This window comes from Kocuria palustris (genome assembly GCF_016907795.1).
GTDB lineage: Bacteria > Actinomycetota > Actinomycetes > Actinomycetales > Micrococcaceae > Kocuria > Kocuria palustris.
The window spans coordinates 2,675,421-2,696,010 of sequence record NZ_JAFBCR010000001.1; the positions used below are offsets into that span (position 1 = coordinate 2,675,421).

General features: G+C 68.5%; 13 protein-coding genes and 1 pseudogene. 10 read left to right on the forward strand and 4 right to left on the reverse strand.

Annotated features, from left to right (window positions below; translation table 11 throughout):
• The first annotated feature begins 32 nt into the window (after positions 1-32).
• From coaD to mutM, 5 genes are read left to right on the forward strand one after another with little or no spacing between them, the layout of a single operon-like run.
• Positions 33-575 carry a pantetheine-phosphate adenylyltransferase gene (gene coaD, locus JOE55_RS11955; RefSeq protein WP_204783027.1) on the forward strand — a complete coding sequence of 181 codons (543 nt, stop codon included), beginning with the start codon at positions 33-35 and terminating at the stop codon, positions 573-575.
• 28 nt (positions 576-603) lie between these two features.
• Positions 604-1,203 (forward strand): YceD family protein, encoded by a 600-nt coding sequence (locus JOE55_RS11960; RefSeq protein WP_314302177.1) that lies wholly within the window; start codon positions 604-606, stop codon positions 1,201-1,203.
• Positions 1,204-1,205: 2 nt separating this feature from the next.
• A complete protein-coding gene (gene rpmF, locus JOE55_RS11965; RefSeq protein ID WP_006215062.1) occupies positions 1,206-1,409 on the forward strand; it encodes a 50S ribosomal protein L32 in 204 nt (67 codons plus the stop codon).
• Position 1,410: 1 nt separating this feature from the next.
• Positions 1,411-2,136, forward strand: coding sequence for a ribonuclease III (gene rnc / locus JOE55_RS11970; RefSeq protein WP_024290732.1), 726 nt, complete (start codon positions 1,411-1,413; stop codon positions 2,134-2,136).
• Position 2,137: 1 nt separating this feature from the next.
• Entirely contained in the window at positions 2,138-3,076 is a 939-nt protein-coding gene (gene mutM / locus JOE55_RS11975) for a bifunctional DNA-formamidopyrimidine glycosylase/DNA-(apurinic or apyrimidinic site) lyase (RefSeq protein ID WP_204783028.1), read from the forward strand.
• A 463-nt stretch (positions 3,077-3,539) separates the two neighbouring features.
• On the opposite strand, the gene JOE55_RS11980 is transcribed toward mutM, so the two are convergent.
• Entirely contained in the window at positions 3,540-3,767 is a 228-nt protein-coding gene (locus JOE55_RS11980) for a hypothetical protein (protein WP_204783029.1), read from the reverse strand.
• 676 nt (positions 3,768-4,443) lie between these two features.
• On the opposite strand from JOE55_RS11980, the gene JOE55_RS11985 reads away from it, so the two are divergent.
• From JOE55_RS11985 to JOE55_RS11995, 3 genes and pseudogenes are all read left to right on the forward strand, one after another.
• A complete protein-coding gene (locus JOE55_RS11985) occupies positions 4,444-6,765 on the forward strand; it encodes an AAA family ATPase (RefSeq protein WP_239546654.1) in 2,322 nt (773 codons plus the stop codon).
• A 975-nt stretch (positions 6,766-7,740) separates the two neighbouring features.
• Positions 7,741-8,217: a Rossmann-fold NAD(P)-binding domain-containing protein gene (locus JOE55_RS11990; RefSeq protein ID WP_204783030.1), complete on the forward strand. Its 477-nt coding sequence runs from the start codon at positions 7,741-7,743 to the stop codon at positions 8,215-8,217.
• Positions 8,218-8,325: 108 nt separating this feature from the next.
• A pseudogene (locus tag JOE55_RS11995) lies at positions 8,326-9,522 on the forward strand (IS110 family RNA-guided transposase); the annotation flags it as partial.
• A 169-nt stretch (positions 9,523-9,691) separates the two neighbouring features.
• Here the strand turns inward: JOE55_RS11995 and JOE55_RS12000 are convergent.
• From JOE55_RS12000 to JOE55_RS12010, 3 genes are read right to left on the reverse strand one after another with little or no spacing between them, the layout of a single operon-like run.
• Positions 9,692-10,852, reverse strand: coding sequence for an NAD-dependent epimerase/dehydratase family protein (locus JOE55_RS12000; protein ID WP_204783031.1), 1,161 nt, complete (start codon positions 10,850-10,852; stop codon positions 9,692-9,694).
• Complete coding sequence (locus JOE55_RS12005; protein WP_204783032.1) at positions 10,849-13,596, reverse strand: alpha/beta fold hydrolase; 2,748 nt, start codon at positions 13,594-13,596, stop codon at positions 10,849-10,851. The genes JOE55_RS12000 and JOE55_RS12005 overlap by 4 nt, the downstream gene beginning before the upstream one ends.
• On the reverse strand, positions 13,593-14,624 hold the full coding sequence (locus JOE55_RS12010) for a 3-oxoacyl-ACP synthase III (RefSeq protein ID WP_006215067.1): 1,032 nt from the start codon (positions 14,622-14,624) through the stop codon (positions 13,593-13,595). The genes JOE55_RS12005 and JOE55_RS12010 overlap by 4 nt, the downstream gene beginning before the upstream one ends.
• A 129-nt stretch (positions 14,625-14,753) precedes the next feature.
• Between JOE55_RS12010 and JOE55_RS12015 the strand changes: the two genes are divergently transcribed.
• Both JOE55_RS12015 and smc read left to right on the forward strand, forming a co-directional pair.
• Complete coding sequence (locus JOE55_RS12015) at positions 14,754-16,667, forward strand: FMN-binding glutamate synthase family protein (RefSeq protein ID WP_204783033.1); 1,914 nt, start codon at positions 14,754-14,756, stop codon at positions 16,665-16,667.
• A gap of 127 nt (positions 16,668-16,794) precedes the next feature.
• Positions 16,795-20,547, forward strand: a complete 3,753-nt coding sequence (smc, locus tag JOE55_RS12020) for a chromosome segregation protein SMC (RefSeq protein ID WP_204783034.1) — start codon at positions 16,795-16,797, stop codon at positions 20,545-20,547.
• Positions 20,548-20,590 lie beyond the last annotated feature (43 nt).

A 20,590-nucleotide genomic window follows, 5' to 3' on the forward strand; every position in this document is an offset into this window, starting at 1 on the left:
AGGGAGGCGGCCGCCGCGATAGCGTGTCCGGCATGACTGAGAACCCTGCACCCGCGACGGCCGCGCCCGAGCAGACTCCGAGCAGTGGGCGCCGAGCCGTCTGCGTCGGGTCCTTCGACCCGATCCACCTGGGCCACGTGGGCATCATCGAACGCGCCGCGCGGCTGTTCGACGAGGTGATCGTGGCGGTGGCGGACAACCCGAACAAGACCCATCGCTTCCCAATCGGGCAGCGCGTGCAGCTGGTGGAGCAGTCGCTGGGCTCGTCGTCGGGGCGGGTGACGGTCGAGCCGCTGGGAGGCGGGCTGCTGGCGCAGTACGTGACGGGCCGCGGCGCCGTGGCGGTCGTGAAGGGCCTGCGCTCTGGGCAGGACTTCGACTACGAGCTGCCCATGGCCGGGATGAACCGCAGCCTCACGCGCATGGAGACGGTGTTCCTGGCCGCTGCGCCGGAGCTCGCGCACGTGTCGTCGTCGCTCGTGAAGGAGGTCCACGGCTTCGGAGGGGACGTCTCCGCGTTCGTGACGCCAGAGGTGCTGGCCGCCCTGGACGGGACCCGCGACGCCATCGGTTGAGCATCCTCGTCCTGCCGTCTAGAATGACGTGCTGGCATTGAACCCACAGGAGATCATCATCAGTCGAGACAACGTTTCACCGCTGGCGCTGGACGTCAGGGACCTGGAACACCGTCCCGGGACGATGCGTCTCTTCCAGGAGACCTTGCCTGCGCCGAAGGATTTCGGCAATGCGATCATCGGGGCCCCTGAGGGCTCCGACATGGCAGCCGACCTGAGGCTGGAATCCGTCGTGGACGGTATCCTGGTCTCCGGCATGGTGACAGCCCGCCTTCACGGCGAGTGCAGTCGGTGCCTCGATCCGGTCGAAGAGGACATGACCGTAGAGGTGCAGGAGCTCTTCCTGTTCGACGCCCCTTCCGAGACTCCGGAAGAGGACGACGACGCCGACGAGATGTACACCGTCCAGGACGATCACATCGATCTGGAGCCGATGCTCCGGGACGCAGCGATCACCAAGCTGCCGTTCCAGCCAGTGTGTCGGGAGGACTGCCCCGGTCTGTGCGCCCAGTGCGGCGCGCGGCTGGAGGACGACCCCGATCATGTACATGAAGTGCTCGACCCCCGCTGGAGCGCCCTCGCAGGCCTGCTCGAGCAGGGGGACGAGTCCCCGAGAGAAGAGAGATAGCAGTGGCTGTTCCGAAGAGGAAGCTCTCGCGAGCCAACACGCACGCCCGTCGTTCGCAGTGGAAGGCGAAGGCCCCCAAGCTGGTCCGCACCGTGGAGAACGGCAAGACCGTGTACTCCCTGCCGCACCAGGCCAAGCTGGTCACCGACTCCGCCGGCACCGCCCTGTACTACGAGTACAAGGGCCGCAAGGTGGCGGACGCCTGAGTTGGCGTCTGATCATCAGGATCTTCTGCAGCGTCTCGGCGTCGATATCGACGCCGAGACGCTGCTCATTGCGCTGACGCATCGCTCGTACGCCTACGAGCATGCCGGTCAGAAGCACAACGAGCGCCTCGAGTTCCTGGGCGACTCCGTGCTGGGGCTGACGGTCACCGACGAGATCTTCACGCGCTACCCCGAGCGCAGCGAGGGCGACCTCGCCAAGATCCGTGCCTCCGTGGTCTCCACGCGCACCCTGGCGCAGCTGGCGCGCGAGCGCGGGCTGGGGGAGTTCATCCGCCTGGGCCGCGGCGAGATCCGCACCGACGGGCACGACAAGTCCTCGATCCTGGCCGACACCATGGAGGCCGTGATCGGTGCGCTGTACCTGTCGCAGGGCCTGGATGCCGCGCGGGCCTTCGTGCTGCGGATGATCGTGCCGCTGCTCGAGGACGACTTCGTGATCCGCGAGGGCCGCGATTGGAAGACCGAGATCCAGGAACTCGCGGCCATGCGGGGGATGGGCGCGGTGACCTACGAGGTCGAGGGCACGGGCCCGGACCACAACCGCTCCTTCACGGCCTCCTGCCTGCTGGGCGGAACCGTGCACGGCACCGGCCCCGGCACCTCCAAGAAGGAGGCCGAGCGCCGGGCGGCGGAGTCCGCCTACTCGGCGATCACCGGCACCACTCGCACCGACGGCCACGGCCGGCCGCTGGCCGACGGGCGCTGAGATGCCCGAGCTGCCCGAGGCCGAGGTCGTGCGCCGCGGCCTCGAGCGCTGGACGGTCGGGCGCCGGGTCGAGACCGTCGAGGTCCTGGACCCGCGCTCCCTGCGCCGCCACATAGGCGGTCCGGGCGACTTCGTGCAGCGGCTGCAGGGCGCGTCCATCCTGGATGCGGTGCGCCGCGGCAAGTTCCTCTGGCTGCCCGTAGCGCTGGCCTCCGGCGACGAGCTCGCGCTGATGATGCACCTGGGGATGTCCGGCCAGGCGCTGATCCAGGGAGATGACCAGCCCGACGAGCGCCACCTCAAGGTCCGCCTGGGGCTCTCCGAGACTCCCGTCGGGCTGCCCGGGCAGCTGCGCTTCGTGGACCAGCGCATCTTCGGCGGCATGTTCCTGGATCCCCTGGAGCCCACCGCCGACGGCCATCCCGGCGGACGGGGCGCCCTGGGACTGCCGCTCATTCCGGAGCACGCCGCGCATATCGCGCGAGATCCGCTGGATCCGGACTTCGACCCCTCGGCGTTCCACGCCGCCCTGCGTCGCCGGAAGACCGGCATCAAGCGGGCTCTGCTGGATCAGGGCCTGATCTCCGGGATCGGCAACATCTACGCCGACGAGGCCCTCTGGTCTGCCCAGCTGCACTACGCCCGCCCCACCGAGACCATGACGCGTCCGGAGACGCAGCGCCTGGTCGAGGCCGTGCAGGACGTCATGGCCCGGGCCCTGGAGGCCGGCGGGACGAGCTTCGACTCCCTGTACGTGAACATCAACGGGGAATCCGGCTACTTCTCCCGCTCCCTCAATGCCTACGGCCGCGCCGGTGAGGCGTGCCCGCGCTGCGAGGCCGAGGGCCGCGATGGCGTGATCGTGCGCGAGCAGTTCATGAACCGGTCGTCGTACCGGTGCGCGGTGTGCCAGCGCCGCCCCCGCCGCGCGCGGTACTGAGCTCCCGCCGCCCCGCCCCGCCCGGCGCGCTGAGACCGTACTTCTGCAGCCCATCAGCCCTGATCGGCCGCACGAGTGCGGCACCGACGCTGGCGAGGACACCTTTCCCGCTGAGGCCGCAGATCCGCAGGTGATCAGCACCGATGGGCTGCGCTAGTGCGGCCTCAGAAATCTGCAGCGCTGCAGCTCACGCAGCGAACCTCGCGTAACGCTGGCGAGCAGACTCGCCTGTCGTTCCGACGAATGAACCGATCGCCTTCCACGACATGCCGGCCCGGCGCGCTGAGCGGATGGCATCGACCACGTGGCGCTCCGCGGCTGACTGCTCGGCGACGGCGGCTCGGAGCTCGTTCATCGCCGCAACGTCGAGTTCTTCGTCAGCTTAGGGCTCATAGCCCTCGAAGCGGGCAGCGAGTTCATCTGCGTGAGCGAGGATCACGTCGACGGTGGGGGGGCATGGTCATCACCTCAGGAACTTGTCGCGGGCTCGCATGGCGTGGACGATCACGACGGTGGCAGAGCCCTGGACCCAGCCGATCTTGAGGATGATCGCGGTCCATTTCGCACCGATCAGCGTGGTGAAGGCGTCTTCGAGATCCCACGCGCGCAACGGATTGCTATACGCGTAGAGGATCTCATCCTCGGTGAGTCCATACTTCAATGGGGACTGGACGATGATCGGATCGTCCATGGATTCCAAGTTACCTTGACGACCCGGAAGTGGAAATGCAGCTGGTGAGCTGATCCGACCAATTCTCGAGGCCACCAACGCAGGCGATAAGCTTCGATGGACTGTGCTGGTGTGTCGTCAGCTGGGGGACTGCGAGCTAGGCCCCTGATCCAGGAGAGTCTGCACAGTTGTTGTGGTGGCCGCCGGGCTGAGCCGAGTCGTATCTATTCCGGTGAAGGTCGTGCAGGGATCCACTCGGCGCTGCGGAATTCAGCCAATCTGCGCCGTCTCCACGATTGGGCAGTGGAGCGCGGCGGTGATCTGGGACCAGTGATCTTCATCCGCGATGGTCTGCGGAACGATCGCCAGGCGCGGACCGTCCCCGGGTAGCTCTCGGACCACTGCAATAACCCTCCCGGCGACGATTCCCGCCATGCGCTCCATTTCTGGAAGTCACACACCGGTGCGACGGGGCGGAGGAAGGGCCGCAGCATCGACCCGACCTCCTCCGGGTCGATCAGGACGGACCCGGGGTGCCTGGTCCGCATCAGCTGCGCGGTCGTGGTCTTTCCCGCGCCGAACGCGTCGTTGGTCCAGAGGATGCGACGGGGGCCGGGTCGTTTGCGCCTCGGGAACCATGCCCAGACCATACATGGAGGCCCTCTCAGAGTAACGGAGCAGTTGCCGGGTGGCTCGATTGTTCGAGAATCTGAGACCCGACGGCTACGATCAGCTCATGCTTCGTCGACTTGATCTGAATGACCGATGGCGATCCCTTGACCAGGGATTCTGGCCCGAAAATGTTCCCTTGGGGCACGCGACAGTCGTATACGGCCACAACGGCAGTGGTAAGTCAACGCTGGCTGAACTACTTCTCAGCCTCGGCGAGGGACAGGCAGCAACCAACGTTGTGTGGGAATGCGACGACCAGCGCGAGCTGAGGGTCTCCTCGGGTGGGAGTGCCCCAACATCAATCGACGTATTCACTCGCGCGTGGGTTAATGAAAATTTGTCAGAATTCTTGGCAGGGGAAAACGCTGACGCGATTGTCACACTCGGTCGCGGGGCCATCAACTCGAAGCAGGAGGAAGAGGGCCTCTTAGCTGAGTTCGAACGGGCACAAGATCTCGTTGGAAAGAGTGAAGAGCAGCGCCGGGAGGCTCAGCAAGAGGTCGACAAACTCGCTCGTCGCGTTCAGAGCCGGATCGTCGAAGAGCTCCGGCGTTTCGACTACAACCACTACACCAAAAACCGCTATTCGGTGAACAAGGTCAGCGAGATGCTCCGTTCGGCGCAAGGCGACTTCCCTGACGACAGCACGCACACCGACGCACTCATCCTGCTCGGCGAGGGCGTGCCTTCGCCCGTCCCGGAAGTTGCGGGTCCACCGGCCGGGCTGGAACGACTGCACGAACTCGGATCTATCCTGTCCCGCACTCCGACGCGCATCGCGATCGAAACTCTTGAGGCCAGCCGTCGTGCTCAGGAGTGGGTGGAACAGGGTCTCTCGCTCCACGAGGCGGAGGAACACTGCCTTTTCTGCGACGGCGTCTTGTCTGTTGAGCGACGAGAGCAACTTGCTCGACATTTCGACGAAAGCTGGTTGCAGATCCGCCACGATGCACAGCAGGTTCTGGATAGAGCAGAGGAGTACAAGAAGAGTTTGTCCGAATGGCTGGACTCGCTGCCCGACCCTTCGGACCTTTCCAGTGATCTACAGGCCGCTTACAACCCGGAAGCAGACCTGGCTAGACGTGAAGTGGAAGCTCGAGTGGCCTGCGTCAAGCAGATCGAGAAGGCGCTTATCTCGAAAGTCGCTGATCCTGGTGCGACCCCTGTCGAGCCAGATCTCTCGGCGCTTGACACTGTGCTCGAGGTGGCTGCCCTCTCAGAAGTGGTCAAGGACCATAATGACCAGGCTCGTAGGCACGAAGAGCTTACGGAATTAAGGAAGGCGATTGTGCTGGATCACATCGTCGGATCGCAAAGCCAAACTTTCCGTGAATTGGAGAAACAATCAGCGGATGCTGAAGAAGCGCACGATGGCGCCCTGGAGGCTGCCAGGATGGCCGAGCGCGGGTTAGAGAGAGTGCGCCAGGAACGGTTCACTACGATAGAGATGGCTGAAACTCTCACCCGTGACCTAGCGCGCGTCTACGGGAAGAACCACCTTAACATCGCCGTGAGTGATGATGGCAGGTCGTACAGATGTCGTCGTGGGGACGCGGATGGGACGCATCTCAGCGAGGGTGAGCGGACCACGCTGTCTCTGCTGTACTTTCTGCGGAATCTCGAGGATCAGCAGGAGCGTGGCGTTGATCCCAGTCAACGCATTGTCGTCATCGACGATCCGTCAAGTTCCCTCGACCGTGAATCCCTCTTCGCTACCCACCAGTGGCTAGTTAGCGCCCTCAAAGATTTCGGACAATACATAATCCTGACTCACGATTTCAGTCTACTTCGCCTGTTCATCTTGTCTCATAAGAGTAAGTGGAATGCGTCTGCTAAGGCGATCGAAAAAGGTGACGCGGATGAAATCCGATTTCCGCGTGTCGCGTTTCGTGAGATCTTCGGTACTACGAACGACGGAAAGCGCACAACGAAGGTTGGCCAACTTCCGGACCTGTTGCGCAGCAGCACCTCGGAGTACGCTTACCTCTTCTCCATGGTCATGATGGGTGTGCAAGACGCGGACGATCACGAACGGCTGTTCTTGCTGCCCAACGCGGCTCGGCGCGTGATAGAGACCTTTGCGAGCTACAAGGCGCCGCATCGGCCGAACTTCCTTCAGCAGTTGGAAGCGCTCGTGCAGGTCGACCCGAACGAGCGATATCGGGATGTGTACGACTTTTGCAATCGATTCTCTCACGGAGAGGGCGGTGAGACGGTGGGGATGCTTGACGCCAGAGCTGTGCATGGTCATATCCGGCGTTGCATGGAGTTTTTGCGATCCGTCGACAACGATCATTTCGTGAGAATGTGTGAGGCGGTCAAAGTGGATCCCAAGGTGCTCGCGTAGGTAGGCGTTCGACTGTTCTATGGAGTGGCCGGGTGCAAGTCACTAAATCGACTGGAGGAATTTCGCTGATTTCATTGCGGGACCGTTAGCGAGCTTGATGAAAACGTCACGATTCGGGCGAGCGGATATTTTTTGTCGATGGAATATTTGTCGCATGTAATTGTTTCCTGATTGCATGAAACGAATCAAAGCATTCAAGAGGCGAGTAAAAATGAATTGAGAGTTCGAAATCCTAGGGGGGCGCGTCGGGGCTCCTGACTTTAGTGCACCTGGTGGTTTCGCTCCAGTGGTCGCGTAGCGTCAAGTCTGCGAGGGGCTATTCGAATCTGAGCGCTGATCCCTTTGGGGTAGACTCGGCATTGAGTGCCGTGTTAACTGACAGCTCACCGGGTTATACGTGAACGTATGGATTGTGTGGAGTTGGGAAATTTCGTCCCCTCTGTGAACGGCTACGGACGCGTCGGACAGTCGTGCCTGCGCTGCCAGGCGAAGGGTCGCGACGGTGTAATCGTGCGCGAGCAGTTCATAAACTGGTCGTCGTACCGGTGTTCCGTGTGCCAGCGCCGCCCCCGTCGCGCGCGGTACTGGGCTCCCTCCGCCCCGCCCCGCTCCGCCCCGCCCGGCCCGCTGAGACCGCACTTCTGCAGTCCATCAGCCCTGATCGGCTGCACGACTGCGGCGTCAACGCCGTCCGGGACCTCTGTCGTGCAGAGGCCGCACATCTACAGGTAATCAGAACCGATGGGTTGAGCTGGTGCGGCGTCAGAGTCCTGCGGGCGCCGCAGCGGACCACTCGGTGACGGCGGCACAGAGCCCGTTCATCCGCTCAGCGTGCTGCGGGGGTGGAATGTTCACTCTTCTCTGCGTCCCAGGCGTCACTATGGTGACGAGCATGAAGATTCTCATCGTGCGTGCAGCGGGGGAGCTCGGTCGCGCGCGGTCGAGGCGCTGATGCGAGACCGCGGGCACGAGGTCGTGACGGTCGGCAGGAGCAGCGGTGACACCCACTGCGACATCGCCGATGACACGCAGCTCGCCCAGCTCTGGGAGCAGGCCGGGCAGGTCGACGCCGTGGTCTACACGACGCTGGACGAGCTGAGCAGCGAGGATTTGGAGTCGTCTCTGCGGCAGAAGGCGCTGGCGCAGATCAATCTGGTGCGCACGGGGCTCGAGCATGTCTCGACCACGGGCTCGTTCACCCTGATCAGCGGCATCCCCTTGCACGACCCGGTGGTCTCGGGGACCGCTGCAGCAGCGGCCAATGGGGTGATCAAGGCGTTCGTGCGCGCGGCTGCCGTTGAGATCGCCCCCGTTACCTTTTCGGCGGCGCCTGGATCGTCCAGGATGAGCAGGTGCCGGCCAGCCGGTCCTCGGCATGATCGTTGCCCCCAGTCGTCCATGATCCGGGGGGTGTTGTCACCGAGGACCGGTCTGGTGATCACGGATCGCTGATAGAGGCGGGGTCCCCCTCACGAGGGTCTTTGTAACGTGGATGCCGAGCGTGATCACCACAGGGCTGGCCAGCACACCCATGGCCCGACCAGCCCAGGAGCAACCGCCATGACCACCCCAACCCCGGCCGTGTACATCGGCCTCGACGTCGGCAAATCCGACCACCACGCCGTCGCCCTCACCACCGCTGGCGAAAGGGTCTACGACAAGGCACTGCCCAACGACGAAACCCGGCTGCGGGCCATCCTCGACGACCTCGCCGCAGCCCACGGGCCCGTGCTGCTCGTGGTCGACCAGCCGGCCACGATCGGTGCCCTGCCCGTGGCCGTGGCGCAGTCCTGCGAAGACGTGGAAGTGGCCTACCTGCCCGGGCTGGCGATGCGCCGGATCGCAGACCTGCACCCGGGCTCGGCCAAGACCGATGCCCGTGATGCCGCGATCATCGCCGAAGCAGCACGCACCATGCCCCACACCCTGCGGGCTATCCGTGTGGATGATGAGCAGATCGCTGAGCTGGCCATGCTCGCTGGCGCCGATGATGATCTCGCCGCTCAGATCACCGCTTCCTCCAACCGGCTGCGCGGGCTGCTGACCCAGATCCACCCCGCCCTGGAGCGCGTGCTGGGACCGAGGATCACGCACCCGGCAGTAGCGGATCTGCTAGGCCGGTACCCGACCCCGGGCAAGCTCAAGACCGCCGGGCCCGGGCACGTGCGCGCCCGGCTGCGCAAGCACGCACCCCGACTGGCGAACACTCTGACGGAGGAGATCTTCGAAGCCCTGGCCCAGCAGACCGTCGTGGTCGCTGGCACCGAGGCCGCAGCCACCGTCGTGCCGATTCTGGCCGAGCAGCTCGCCGGGCTGCTCCAGCAGCGGGCCAGGCTGGCCACCCAGGTGGAGGCTGTCGTGGAGGCCCACCCTCTTCATCCGGTCCTGATCTCGATGCCCGGTATCGGGGTCAGGACCGCAGCACGGATTCTCACCGAAGTCGTGGGCAAGGACTTCGCCGATGCCGGGCACCTGGCCTCCTACGCCGGCATCGCCCCCGTCACCCGCCGCTCAGGGACCTCGATCCGCGGCGAGCACGCACCCCGCGGAGGCAACAAGCGCCTGAAGCGCGCCCTGTTCCTCTCGGCCTTCGCCTCACTGCACCACGGCCCCTCGAGGGCCTACTACGACCGAAAACGAGCCCAGGGCAAGCGCCACAACCAAGCGCTGATCGCCCTGGCGCGCCGCCGCACTGACGTGCTCTACGCGATGCTGCGGGATGGCACCCTGTACGAAGACCCGACCACGCCTCCGGCGTCGTCGTCAGTCGCTCTGGCGGCTTCCAGAAGGCCATCGAGGGCGCGGGCACCGGGCGCACGATCGAGCTGCCGTGACCCGCAGCTGACGCGCGCCCCGAAGAAGGCGACGGCCCCGCTCCCTGCAAAGACAGGAAGCGGGGCCGCCGTCGATCAGCGGGGGAGTGGGCTCAGTCCTTCGCCTTGTAGGTCGTGGACTCGACGCGCTTCTCGCGCTTCTCGCGTTGCTCGACCACGACCGGAAGCGGATGGTGGTCGTAGTGCTGCTTGAGCCGGCGCATGCCCTCCTCGATGGAGACGGACGGCTCCCAGCCCAGGACCTCGTGGGTGCGCTTCTGCGAGAACCAGTGCGCGGTCGAGAGCTGCTCGGCCAGGAACTCGGTCATGGGCGGCTCGTCCTGACCGGGGAAGCGGGCCCAGACCTTCTCGATCGTGCGACCGGCGAAGCGGGCCACACCGGCGGGGACCTTGCGCTTGGGGGCGGGCACCGAGCCGGCGCGGCACATCATGCCGATCAGCTCGCCGACCGGACGAGGCTGCCCGTTGGTGACCACGAAGGCCTCGCCGTGGGCGACCTCGATGCGCTCCAGGGCGCGGACGATGGCCTCGGACGCATTGTCGACATAGGTGGTGTCGATCAGGGCGGCGCCATCGTCGAGCAGGGGCATGCGACCGCGCGCCGCACGATCCACGATGCGCTCCACGAGCTGGGTGTCGCCGGGGCCCCACACGATATGCGGACGCACGGCGGTCACGCGCAGCGCATCCGAATCGGCCTCCAGGGCGAGCAGCTCGGCGGCCGCCTTGGAGCGGGCGTAGTTGCCGCGCGCCTTGTACGGATTGGCCGGTCCGGCGCAGTCGCCCGTGATGGACACGCCCGTGTGCGCCACGGACGGGCTCGAGACGAAGACGAAGTTCTTCGCCCCGGCCTTGCGCGCCGATTCCAGCAGGATGCGCGTTCCGGTGATGTTGGTGAAGACGAAGTCCTCCCAGTCGCCGGCGAAGGAGACCTTGGCCGCGAGGTGGATGACGTCGTCGACGCCGTCCAGGGCGCGCTTGACGGTGTCCATGTCCGTGATGGAGCCGAGGACCTGCTCCACGCCGTGCTCCAGGGCGATGGGGGCCTGGCCGCGCTGCAGCACGCGCACGGTCCAGCCCTGGCTCATCAGCCTGCGGGCCACGGACTCGCCGAGCATCCCGGAGGCGCCAGTCACCAGGACGGTGCGGCCCTTCCCCCGCAGCTCCTGCACGTCTTTCAGCTCGTCCGCAGTGGCGCGGTGCGCTTTCCGGGGTGCTCCGGCGGCGCGGGGAATGCCTGGAGTGGTGCTCACGGGTTCCTGATCCTTCCCCCGCTCAGGGCATCATCGGCCCAGGCGGCGAGGCGCGTGCGGTCGACCTTGGAGTTGTGGCGGATGTCCGTGGGGTGCCGGGGCACCACCAGGACGGCCGCGACATCCAGGCCGGTGGCGTCGTGGACTGCACTGCGCACGCTCCCGGCCAGACCCGCTCGCGCGGGGCCGGATCGGCGTGCCGGAGGCTCAGTCTCGCACACGACGACGGGCACCTGAGCACCCTTGGGTCCGACACCCACGAGCGCGGCGCGGCTGACTCCCGAGACCGTCTGCGCGGCGTGCTCGCCGGCCACGGGAGCGACCGGTCCGTCGCTGGTCAGCAACAGGTGATGGAGGCGTCCGGAGACCCACAGGCGGCCCTTGTCGTCGAGCTGCCCGACGTCTCCGGTGGCGTGCCAGCCGGGGATCCGCGTGGACTCGTTCTCGGTGATCCACAGGGAGTCGTAGCGGTCCTTGACGTGCGGGGCCTGCAGCACGATCTCGCCCAGCACGTCCGGCAGATCCACGAGCTGATCGGACGGGACGCCGTCGTGATCGACCGGCGCGATCCGCACGGCCGCACCGGGGACAGGGGCGCCCACGCAGACGCCCTCGCCGGCCCCGCGCACGCGGGCCTGCGAGCGGAAGCCCTGCTCGGGGTGCAGCGGCTGGGAGTCGACGGCCGCCTCGCGGATGGTCTCCAGGCGGACGTCCGTCATGGGCAGGGCCTCGGTCATGCCGTACGGGGTGTGCAGCTCGGCCGCGGGCAGCAGCTTCTGCAGCTGCTCCAGCAGCGGCGGCGGCAGCGGGGCCCCGGCCGAGAGCATGAGCCGCACGCGGCCCAGCGCCTGGCGCTGATGCGGTGCCAGGTCGTTCTGGGTGGCCAGCACGTTGACGATCGCAGCGGGCGAGGCGAACACGGTGGTGGCCTCGATCGCCGCCGCAGCATCGGCCAGCGCCCGGGCGGTGAGGGTGCGCGGTTTGGTGACGTCCATGTCCGGGGTCACCGAGGCGGCGCCCATGGCCGGGGCCAGCAGCGCGAACGGCGCGAAGGCGGCGACCAGCCCGGTGCCGGGGCGCAGGTCGCACACGGCGGCCACGGCATCGCGCATGGCGGCCATCTGCCGCTGGGTGTAGACGACGCCCTTGGCCGGGCCGGTGGAGCCCGAGGTGAACAGCACGGCGGCGTCCGCATCCGGGTCGATCTGCGGCAGCGGGCCCGGCGCGGTGCGCTCGAGCTCGGCCATTGAGGACTCGATGCCCAGCAGCCGACGGCGCACCGGATCCAGGGTCTCGACGCTGATGCGCCGCCCCGGCCAGCCCAGCGTGCGGGCGGCGGTCAGAGCCGCGGGGATGCCGATGAGCCACTGCGGGGAGGCGCCCTTGAGCGCGCGGCGCAGCCCCGGCAGGCCCAGTCCGGTGTCCGCCACGACGATCACGGCTCCCACACGCAGTGAGGCGTAGATCAGCGTGGTGAGGTCGGCCCCCGGGGGCACCATGAGGTTGATGCGGTCTCCGGGCTTCACCCCGAGCCCGATCAGCCCGGCGGCGATGCGCTCCACGCGCTCGTCGAGCTGCGCCCAGGTGAGGCTGCGCTCGACGGCCGGAGCGCTGTCGTTCTCGGCCTTGCCCATGTCCACGGTGGCGACCGCGGTCGTGGCCTCACCCAGGCCGGCCCGGTGGGACAGCCCGGCCGTGAAGGCCACGAACGGCTCCTCGGCCTGCGGACGGGCCTCGAGGTGCTGGAAGCGGCGGGGGTGCGGATCGACCAGGTTCTGCTGCAGCCACTGCATGACCGGCGTGGCGATGTCCCGGTCCTCGGGCAGCAGGTGGTTGGCGCCCTCGAAGCGGTGGACGTCCGCCTGCGGCATGCGCTTGCGAAGGTCCTGGAGGTAGCGCTCCAGGAACACCGGGTCCTTGGGGCCCCACAGGAACAGAGCGGGAACGGTCGAGGTGGCCATCCAGGACGCCGTGCGCTCGTAGCGGTGGTTCGACGGATGATCCGCGAACGCCGGGATGTCCGCCACGAAGTGCTCGATGCCGGCTCGATGCTCGGGGGTGTCGTAGGGCGCCTTGAACGCCGCCTTGATCTCGGGAGCCAGCGAGGGGGAGACCAGCGACAGGGAGATGTCCAGGAACGCGGTGGTCCGGGAGGTGACGGCTCCGTGGACCTTCGGCGCCAGCGCTAGACGCAGCGGATCCGGGATGGGACCGGACTCGGGATCGTGGTAGATCGCCGTGTTGGTCATGATCGTGGCCGCGTGCGCCTTCGGGTGCAGCTCGGCCCAGCCCATGGACACGAGACCGCCCCAGTCGTGGGCCAGGGTGACCACGCGCTCGTCGTCCAGGCCGATCTCGGCGGTGAGGTCGCTGAGGTCCTGGATGCGGTCGTCGTAGCGGCGGAACAGGCCGGTGCGCTCGGAGAAGCCCATGTCGAGCTGATCCACGGCCACCACGCGCCAGGGGGTCTCGGCCTCGGTCGCGGCCTTCAGGACCGAGCGCCACAGGTACGACCAGGTGGGGTTGCCGTGCACGGCCAGGATGGTGCCGGCCGGGGTCTTCCCCTGCTCCTGGAGCACCGCCTGGTTGTCGAGCAGGTGCCAGCGCCGGGTCGTGCCGGGGACCGGCTCGCAGGCCGCGTGGGAGGTGGCCTCCACGGTGCGGGACCAGCGGGGGTCCACGCCGGGGTAGGCCTCCCAGCTGCTGGGAGGCGTGACAGGCTCGGTGGTCTCGGGGATGCTCACCAGTCGATCTCCATGAAGGTCGCGTTCAGTCCGGATCCCACGCCCATGGCCAGCACGCGCTGGCCCTTCTGGAACGAGCCGTTCTCGGCCTGCAGCGCCAGGGTCATCGGCAGGGCGGCTGAGGCCACGTTGCCCCAGAACGGGAAGGTGCGCGGCAGCTTGTGCGCGGGGATCCCGATGTCCGCCTCCGTCTTGTCCGTGTGGGAGGTGGAGACCTGGTGGGCGACCACCCAGTCGAAGTCATCCCACTCGAAGCCCTGGGTGCGGGCCTCCTCCCACGTGTCCGTGAGCAGGCCGACGCCGTGCTTGAGCAGCCCGCCCGCATCCGTGAACATGCCGTCGAAGCCGCCCACGCACAGCTCGAAGTGCTCAGTGGCCGAGCGCGTCACGGAGGTGCGGATCCGATGGCCGTCGGGGTGGTTGTCCGCCCGTCCCACGACGGCAGCCGCGGCGCCGCAGCCCAGCGTGAGCGTGGCGAACTCCCGGATGACCTCGGCGCGGGTGACGTCCGGCTCGCTGAGGCGGCGGAAGGCCTCGCGGTGCCAGCGGGTGGGATCCTCGCCGGCCACGACCAGGGCGTAGTCGATGGCCCCGGAGTCGATCATGGACGAGGCCACGGTCATCCCGTTGATGAAGCCCAGGCAGGCATTGGTGATGTCGAAGCTCAGCGCGGAGCTCGGAAGGCCCAGCCTGGCGTGCTCGCCGGAGGCCAGGGCCGGCTCGTAGCCGTCGCGGGTCACCGAGCAGTTGACCAGCAGGCCCACCTGGTCCGGGCTGATGCCGGCCTGGTCCATGGCGGCCTGCGCAGCCTCGATCGCGCCGTCGGTGTAGTGGCGGCCAGGGGACCACTCGCGGTGCTCCTTGACGCCGGCCAAGCGCTCCAGCAGGCCCTTGGGCAGCTTGAGCCGCTCGAACGTCGCCCCCAGCTGCTCATCGGCGCGCGCGGAGGAGACGACGACGTCGGCTTCGACCTTCTGGATCGACAGCAGCGAGGCGCTGCTGTGGCGGATGATGGAGTTCCCTGACAAGGCACTGCTTTCGACGAAGGTGTGAGGAGTCTGTCCAGAAGTCTATCGACGTGCCTGGACATCGCCTGACGGCAGCGCGTCCATGTCCGCCGCTTCGTCGTCCCGGGGCCGATGCGAGACGATGGGCGCATGAACAATCGCTTCCTCATGGCCGGGGCCGTCGTCACCCTGGCCCTCGTCCTCCTCGTCGCCTATCTCGTGGGCATGTGGGCCTGGATCTTCTTGGGCGTGGTGGCCCTGCTGCTGCTGGGGCTGGGCATCTGGGACCTGGTCCAGCCGCGCCATGCGATCCTGCGCAACTTCCCCGTGCTCGGGCACGCCCGCTACCTGCTGGAGTCCATCCGCCCCGAGATCCAGCAGTACTTCATCGAGAAGAACACCGAGGGCAAGCCGTTCAGCCGCGACCAGCGCTCGATCGTCTACGCCCGCGCCAAGGGCCAGGACGATCACAAGGCCTTCGGCACGGAGAAGGCCACCGACGAGATCGGCTACGAGTTCCTGCTGCACACCACCGCCCCGGTAGCCCCGGCCGCGGAGCCGCCGACGGTGCGCGTGGGCGGGCCGGACTGCGCTCAGCCCTACGAGATGCCCCTGATGAGCATCTCCTCGATGTCCTTCGGCTCGCTGTCCAAGAACGCCGTGCTGGCCATGAACAAGGGCGCGGCCATGGGCGGGTTCGTGCACGAGACCGGCGAGGGCGGGCTGACCGAGTACCACCTCGGCAGCGGCGCCGACCTGTTCTGGGAGATCGGCTCCGGGTACTTCGGCTGCCGGTACGACGACGGGCGCTTCAACCCCGAGCGCTTCGCCGAGAAGGCCCGCTACGACGAGGTCAAGGGCATCACGATCAAGCTGTCCCAGGGCGCCAAGCCCGGCCTGGGCGGCGTGCTGCCGGGCTCCAAGGTCACCGCCGAGATTGCTGAGGCCCGCGAGGTCCCCGAGGGCGTGGACTGCATCTCCCCGGCGTCGCACTCGGCGTTCACGACCCCGCGCGAGATGGTCCGGTTCATCGGGCAGCTGCGCGAGCTCTCGGGCGGCAAGCCGATCGGCATCAAGTTCTGCGTGGGCTCGCGCACCGACGTCCTGGCCATGTGCAAGGCCATGTGGGAGGAGCGGATCGCGCCCGACTACATCATCGTGGACGGCTCCGAGGGCGGAACCGGCGCCGCCCCGCTCGAGTACTCCGATCACGTGGGCACCCCGCTGACCGAGGGGCTCATGCTCGTGCACAACGCCCTGGTGGGCACCGGGCTGCGGCACATGATCCGCATCGGCGCCGCAGGCAAGGTGGTCTCCGGCTCGGACATCGTCAAGCGCATGATCCAGGGCGCGGACTTCACCATGTCCGCCCGCGGGATGATGATGGCCACCGGCTGCATCCAGGCGCAGAAGTGCCACACGAACCACTGCCCCGTGGGCGTGGCCACCCAGGACGCCCGCCTCATGCGCGCACTGGACGTGGAGGACAAGGCCAAGCGGGTGCACAACTACCAGAAGCTCACCGTCCGCGAGGCCGTGCAGATCATGGCCTCCATGGGCGTGGAGGCCCCGTCGCAGCTCAACGCGCGGATGCTGCGCCGTCGGGTGGATCACCTCAACACCCGCTCCTACGCCTCGATCTACAACTGGCTGCGGGAGGGCGAGCTGCTCGAGCAGCCCCCGCGCGGCTGGGCCGCGGACTGGGCCGAGGCCGACGCCGATCACTTCGGCGAGCACGCCCCGCTCGGCTTCCTGGACGAGGACGGGCCCCACTGGAACGACGAGATGGCCACGCAGACCGGGATGATGGTCACTGTCGGCGCCGGCAGCTCGCTGGCCTCCTCGGGCGGCAGCCATGCTCCGGGCGGGCCGTCGGGGGAGCGGCACTCCGAGGCGCACACCGCCTCTGGCACTCGCTCAGGTGAGCAGGAGCAGGGCCAGCAGCCGGTGCGCAGCGACGGCGACGAGCCGATCGGCCGACCGGAGGCCAGCCGCACGCCGACCACCGGCTCCACGCCGGTCGTCGGCGACAGCACCCGACCGGAGGGGCGCCCAGCCGAGTGAGGCAGAACTCCGAGTGAGGCAGGTTCAGAGGGTGTGCTCGGTCGGCTCCTGACCGGCGATCTCATTGCCGACCTCACCCGGGGGCGGGCTGACGGCGTCGTCGGCCCCCTCCCGGTAGGCTCGCCGGGTGCATCTCAAGACCCTCTCCGTGCGCGGCTTCAAGTCGTTCGCCTCGGCCACGAGCTTCGAGTTCGAGCCCGGGGTGACCTGCGTCGTCGGCCCGAACGGGTCGGGCAAGTCGAACGTGGTCGATGCCCTGTCCTGGGTCATGGGCGAGCAGGGCGCCAAGTCGCTCCGCGGCGGGAAGATGGAGGACGTGATCTTCGCCGGCACCTCGGGCCGGGCGGCCCTGGGGCGGGCGCACGTGGCCCTGACGATCGACAACACCGACGGCGCCCTGCCGATCGAGTACACCGAGGTCACGATCTCGCGCACCCTGTTCCGCACCGGCGGCTCCGAGTACGCGATCAACGGCCAGTCCTGCCGCCTGCTGGACATCCAGGAGCTGCTCTCGGACTCGGGTCTGGGCCGGGAGATGCACGTGGTCGTCGGGCAGGGCCAGCTCGACCGGATCCTGCACGCCACGCCGGAGGAGCGCCGCGGCTTCATCGAGGAGGCCTCCGGGATCCTCAAGCACCGGCGGCGCAAGGAGCGCACGATCCGCAAGCTCGAGGGCATGCAGGCCAACCTGGACCGCCTGGATGACCTGCTCTCCGAGATCCGCCGCCAGCTCACCCCGCTGGGCCGCCAGGCCAAGGTCGCCCGCCGCGCCCAGCGCATCCAGTTCGACGTCCGCGACGCCCGCTCGCGCCTGCTGGCCGATGACCTGGTGCAGGCGCAGTCCGCGCTGGCCGTCGACGTCGAGACCGAGCAGCGGCTGCGCGAGGAGAAGGAGGACGCCGAACGGCGTCTGGGGGCGGGTCGCACCCGCCAGAACGAGCTGGAGACTCGCGCCGCGCAGGCCACACCGGCGGTGACGGCGGCGCGCGAGACCTGGTACGAGCTGACCTCGGTGCGCGAGCGGCACCGCTCGCTCGAGCAGCTGGCGGGGGAGCGGCGGCGCCTGCTGGGGGCGACCGAGGAGCAGCCGTCGTCGGACCGCGATCCTGACCGGCTGGCCGAGCAGGCTGCCCGCACCCGCGAGGAGGAGAAGGCGGCGCTGGAGCAGGTCGAAGAAGCCGTGGACACCCTTGCCGGGGCCATCCAGGACCGCGAGGACAGCGAGGCGCAGGCGCGCGAGGCCGACAAGGCGGTCACCGCGATCCTGCAGGCGGCCGCCGATCGCCGCGAGGGCGTCGCCAAGCTCTCCGGCGGTGTGGGGGCTGCGCGCTCGCGGGTCGAGGCCGCCGAGAACGAGCTCGAGCGCCTGCGCGGCACCGAGCAGCAGGCCGCCCAGCGCCGCTTGGGCGCCCTGAGCCAGGTCGAGACGCTGCGCGCAGCCGCCGAGGACGCCGCCGAGGCCTCGCGCCGCGCGGCCTCCGAGCGCGACGAGGCGGTCGAGGCCTTCGACGCCGCCCGGGAGCTGCACCGCCAGGCCGAGGCCGCTCGCACCGAGGCGGTGCGCGCGCACGACGCCCAGGCCGCTCGCGCCGAGACGCTGCGGGCCTCGGTCCGCCAGCCCGACGGCACCGAGGCCGTCAAGGCGCAGTCCGCCGATGCTGTGGTGGCTGCAGTGGCCGAGGTCCTGACGATCTCCGCCGGCTGGGAGCGTGCGCTGACGGCGGCCCTGGGTCCGCTGGCCGAGGCGCTCGCGGTGCGCTCGCACGCGGCGGCGGCGGGCATCTTCGAATCTCTGCGCCAGGCGGATGCCGGGCGCGTGCACGTGCTCGTGGCGGGCGGATCTGCGGCGCCCGTCTCAGAGCTGCCGGACGAGATCCGGGGCTACGCGGGTGTCGTGCCGGCGGCCGAGGCCGTCGAGGCGGCGTCGGGAGCGGGGGATGCTGCGGAGGCCGTCGTGCAGCGCGTGCGCGCGGTGCTGGCCGGGACCGTGCTGGTCTCGGACGCGGCCACCGCGGTGCGCCTGACCGGCGATCATCCGCAGGTGCGCGCCGTGACCCGCGACGGCGACGTCTTCGCCCCGCACAGCGCCTGGGGCGGAGCGCGGGAGGCGGCCGGCTCCCTGGAGATCCGCGCGCAGGCCGAGGCCGCGGAGGCCGAGCTGGCTCAACTGCGGCAGACGCTGGATCAGGCGACGGAGGCCGCCCAGTCGGCTGCTGCGGAGCGGGACCGCCTGCGCCCGCAGGCCGAAGCTGCGCGCAAGGCGGCGCAGGAGGCCGAGAAGACCGAGCGGGATGCCGCCGGAGCGTCCTCGCGGACCGAGGCCGTGCTGGACTCCGCTCAGGCTGAGTCGGATCGCTTCCAGCGCCAGGTCGCCGAGACCCAGGACCAGGTGGCCGCGCATCAGCGCGCTCTGGACGAGGCGCTTTCGCGCCTGGAGGCCGCCCAGGAGGACCACGACGACGACGAGTCCGAGCGCGCCCACCTGGAGGCCGTGGCGCGCCGCGACTCCTCGCAGCGCGAGGCGACCCAGGCACGGCAGGCAGAGACGGAAGCCCGGCTGGCGCTGCGGTCGCTCGAGGAGCAGGCCCGAGCACTGGGCAACCGCGCGCATTCGCAGGAGCGGGCCGCCGCGGCCGAGCGCCGCGCCCGGGAGGAGGCGGCCCGCCGTGCCGAGAGGCGGCGGCAGCAGGCGCGCAGCGCCGAGGCCGTGCTGGCCGCGGTGCGCCAGATCCTGGTGCGCATCGACGCCTCCGTGGAGCGGGCCGAGGCCGAGCGGCAGCAGGCCGAGCAGGTCCGCCAGGCCCTGGACGCCGAGCTGCAGGAGGTGCGCACCGCCAACGACGGCCTTGCCTACCGGCTGGCCCAGCTCACCGACGAGGTCCACCGCGACGAGGTCGCCCGCACCCAGAAGCGCGCCCGCATCGAGACCCTCGAGCAGCGCTCGCTGGATGAGCTCGGGCTGACCCCCGACGCCCTGATCGACAACTACGGCCCGCACCTGCCCATCCCTGATGCCGACGCCATCCTGGAGGCCTCGCAGCGCCGCGATGAGCGCGCCGCCGCCGCAGCTGCGCGTCGCGAGCTCGAGGCCGAGCAGCACGGGATCACCCCCGAGGAGCTGGCGGAGAAGCAGGGGGAGTCGGTGCCGTCGTCGGGAACCCCGGACACTTCGGACGGGGAGGAGCCGGAGGAGGATCTCTACGACGAACCGGTGGGCATCCCGTTCGTGCGCGAGCAGCAGGAGAAGAGGCTGGCGTCGGCGGAGCGCGATCTGGCCAAGCTCGGCAAGGTCAATCCGCTGGCGCTCGAGGAGTTCGCGGCCCTGGAGGAGCGCCACGCGTTCCTCTCCGAGCAGCTCGAGGACCTGCACCGCTCCCGGGCCGATCTGCGGCAGATCATCCGCGACGTGGACGAGCACGTGGAGCAGGTCTTCACCGAGGCCTGGCACGACGTCGAGCGCGAGTTCATCACCGTGTTCGGGACGCTGTTCCCCGGCGGTGAGGGGCGGCTGCGGCTGACCGATCCTGCGGACATGCTCAACACGGGCATCGACGTGGAGGCGCGCCCGGCGGGCAAGAAGATCAAGAGGCTGTCGCTGCTGTCAGGCGGCGAACGGTCGCTGACGGCGATCGCGATGCTCGTGGCGATCTTCCGCGCCCGGCCCTCGCCGTTCTACATCATGGACGAGGTCGAGGCCGCCCTGGATGACCGCAACCTGGGCCGGCTGCTGACGATCTTCCAGCAGCTGCAGGAGACCTCGCAGCTGATCGTGATCACCCACCAGAAGCGCACCATGGAGATCGCCGACGCCGTCTACGGCGTGACCATGCGCGACGGCATCACCACCGTGCTGGGTCAGCGCCTCAAGGAGATGCGCTAGGCGATCTGATCTGACGGGGTGCTCACCAGCGGTGGCGACTTGC

Bases quoted from the DNA above. Each gene is read 5' to 3' on its own strand.
- coaD (WP_204783027.1), top strand. From the start codon at position 33: ATGACTGAGAACCCTGCACCCGCGACGGCCGCGCCCGAGCAGACTCCG.
- mutM (WP_204783028.1), top strand. From the start codon at position 2,138: ATGCCCGAGCTGCCCGAGGCCGAGGTCGTGCGCCGCGGCCTCGAGCGC.
- JOE55_RS11980 (WP_204783029.1), bottom strand. From the start codon at position 3,767: ATGGACGATCCGATCATCGTCCAGTCCCCATTGAAGTATGGACTCACC.
- JOE55_RS12015 (WP_204783033.1), top strand. From the start codon at position 14,754: ATGAACAATCGCTTCCTCATGGCCGGGGCCGTCGTCACCCTGGCCCTC.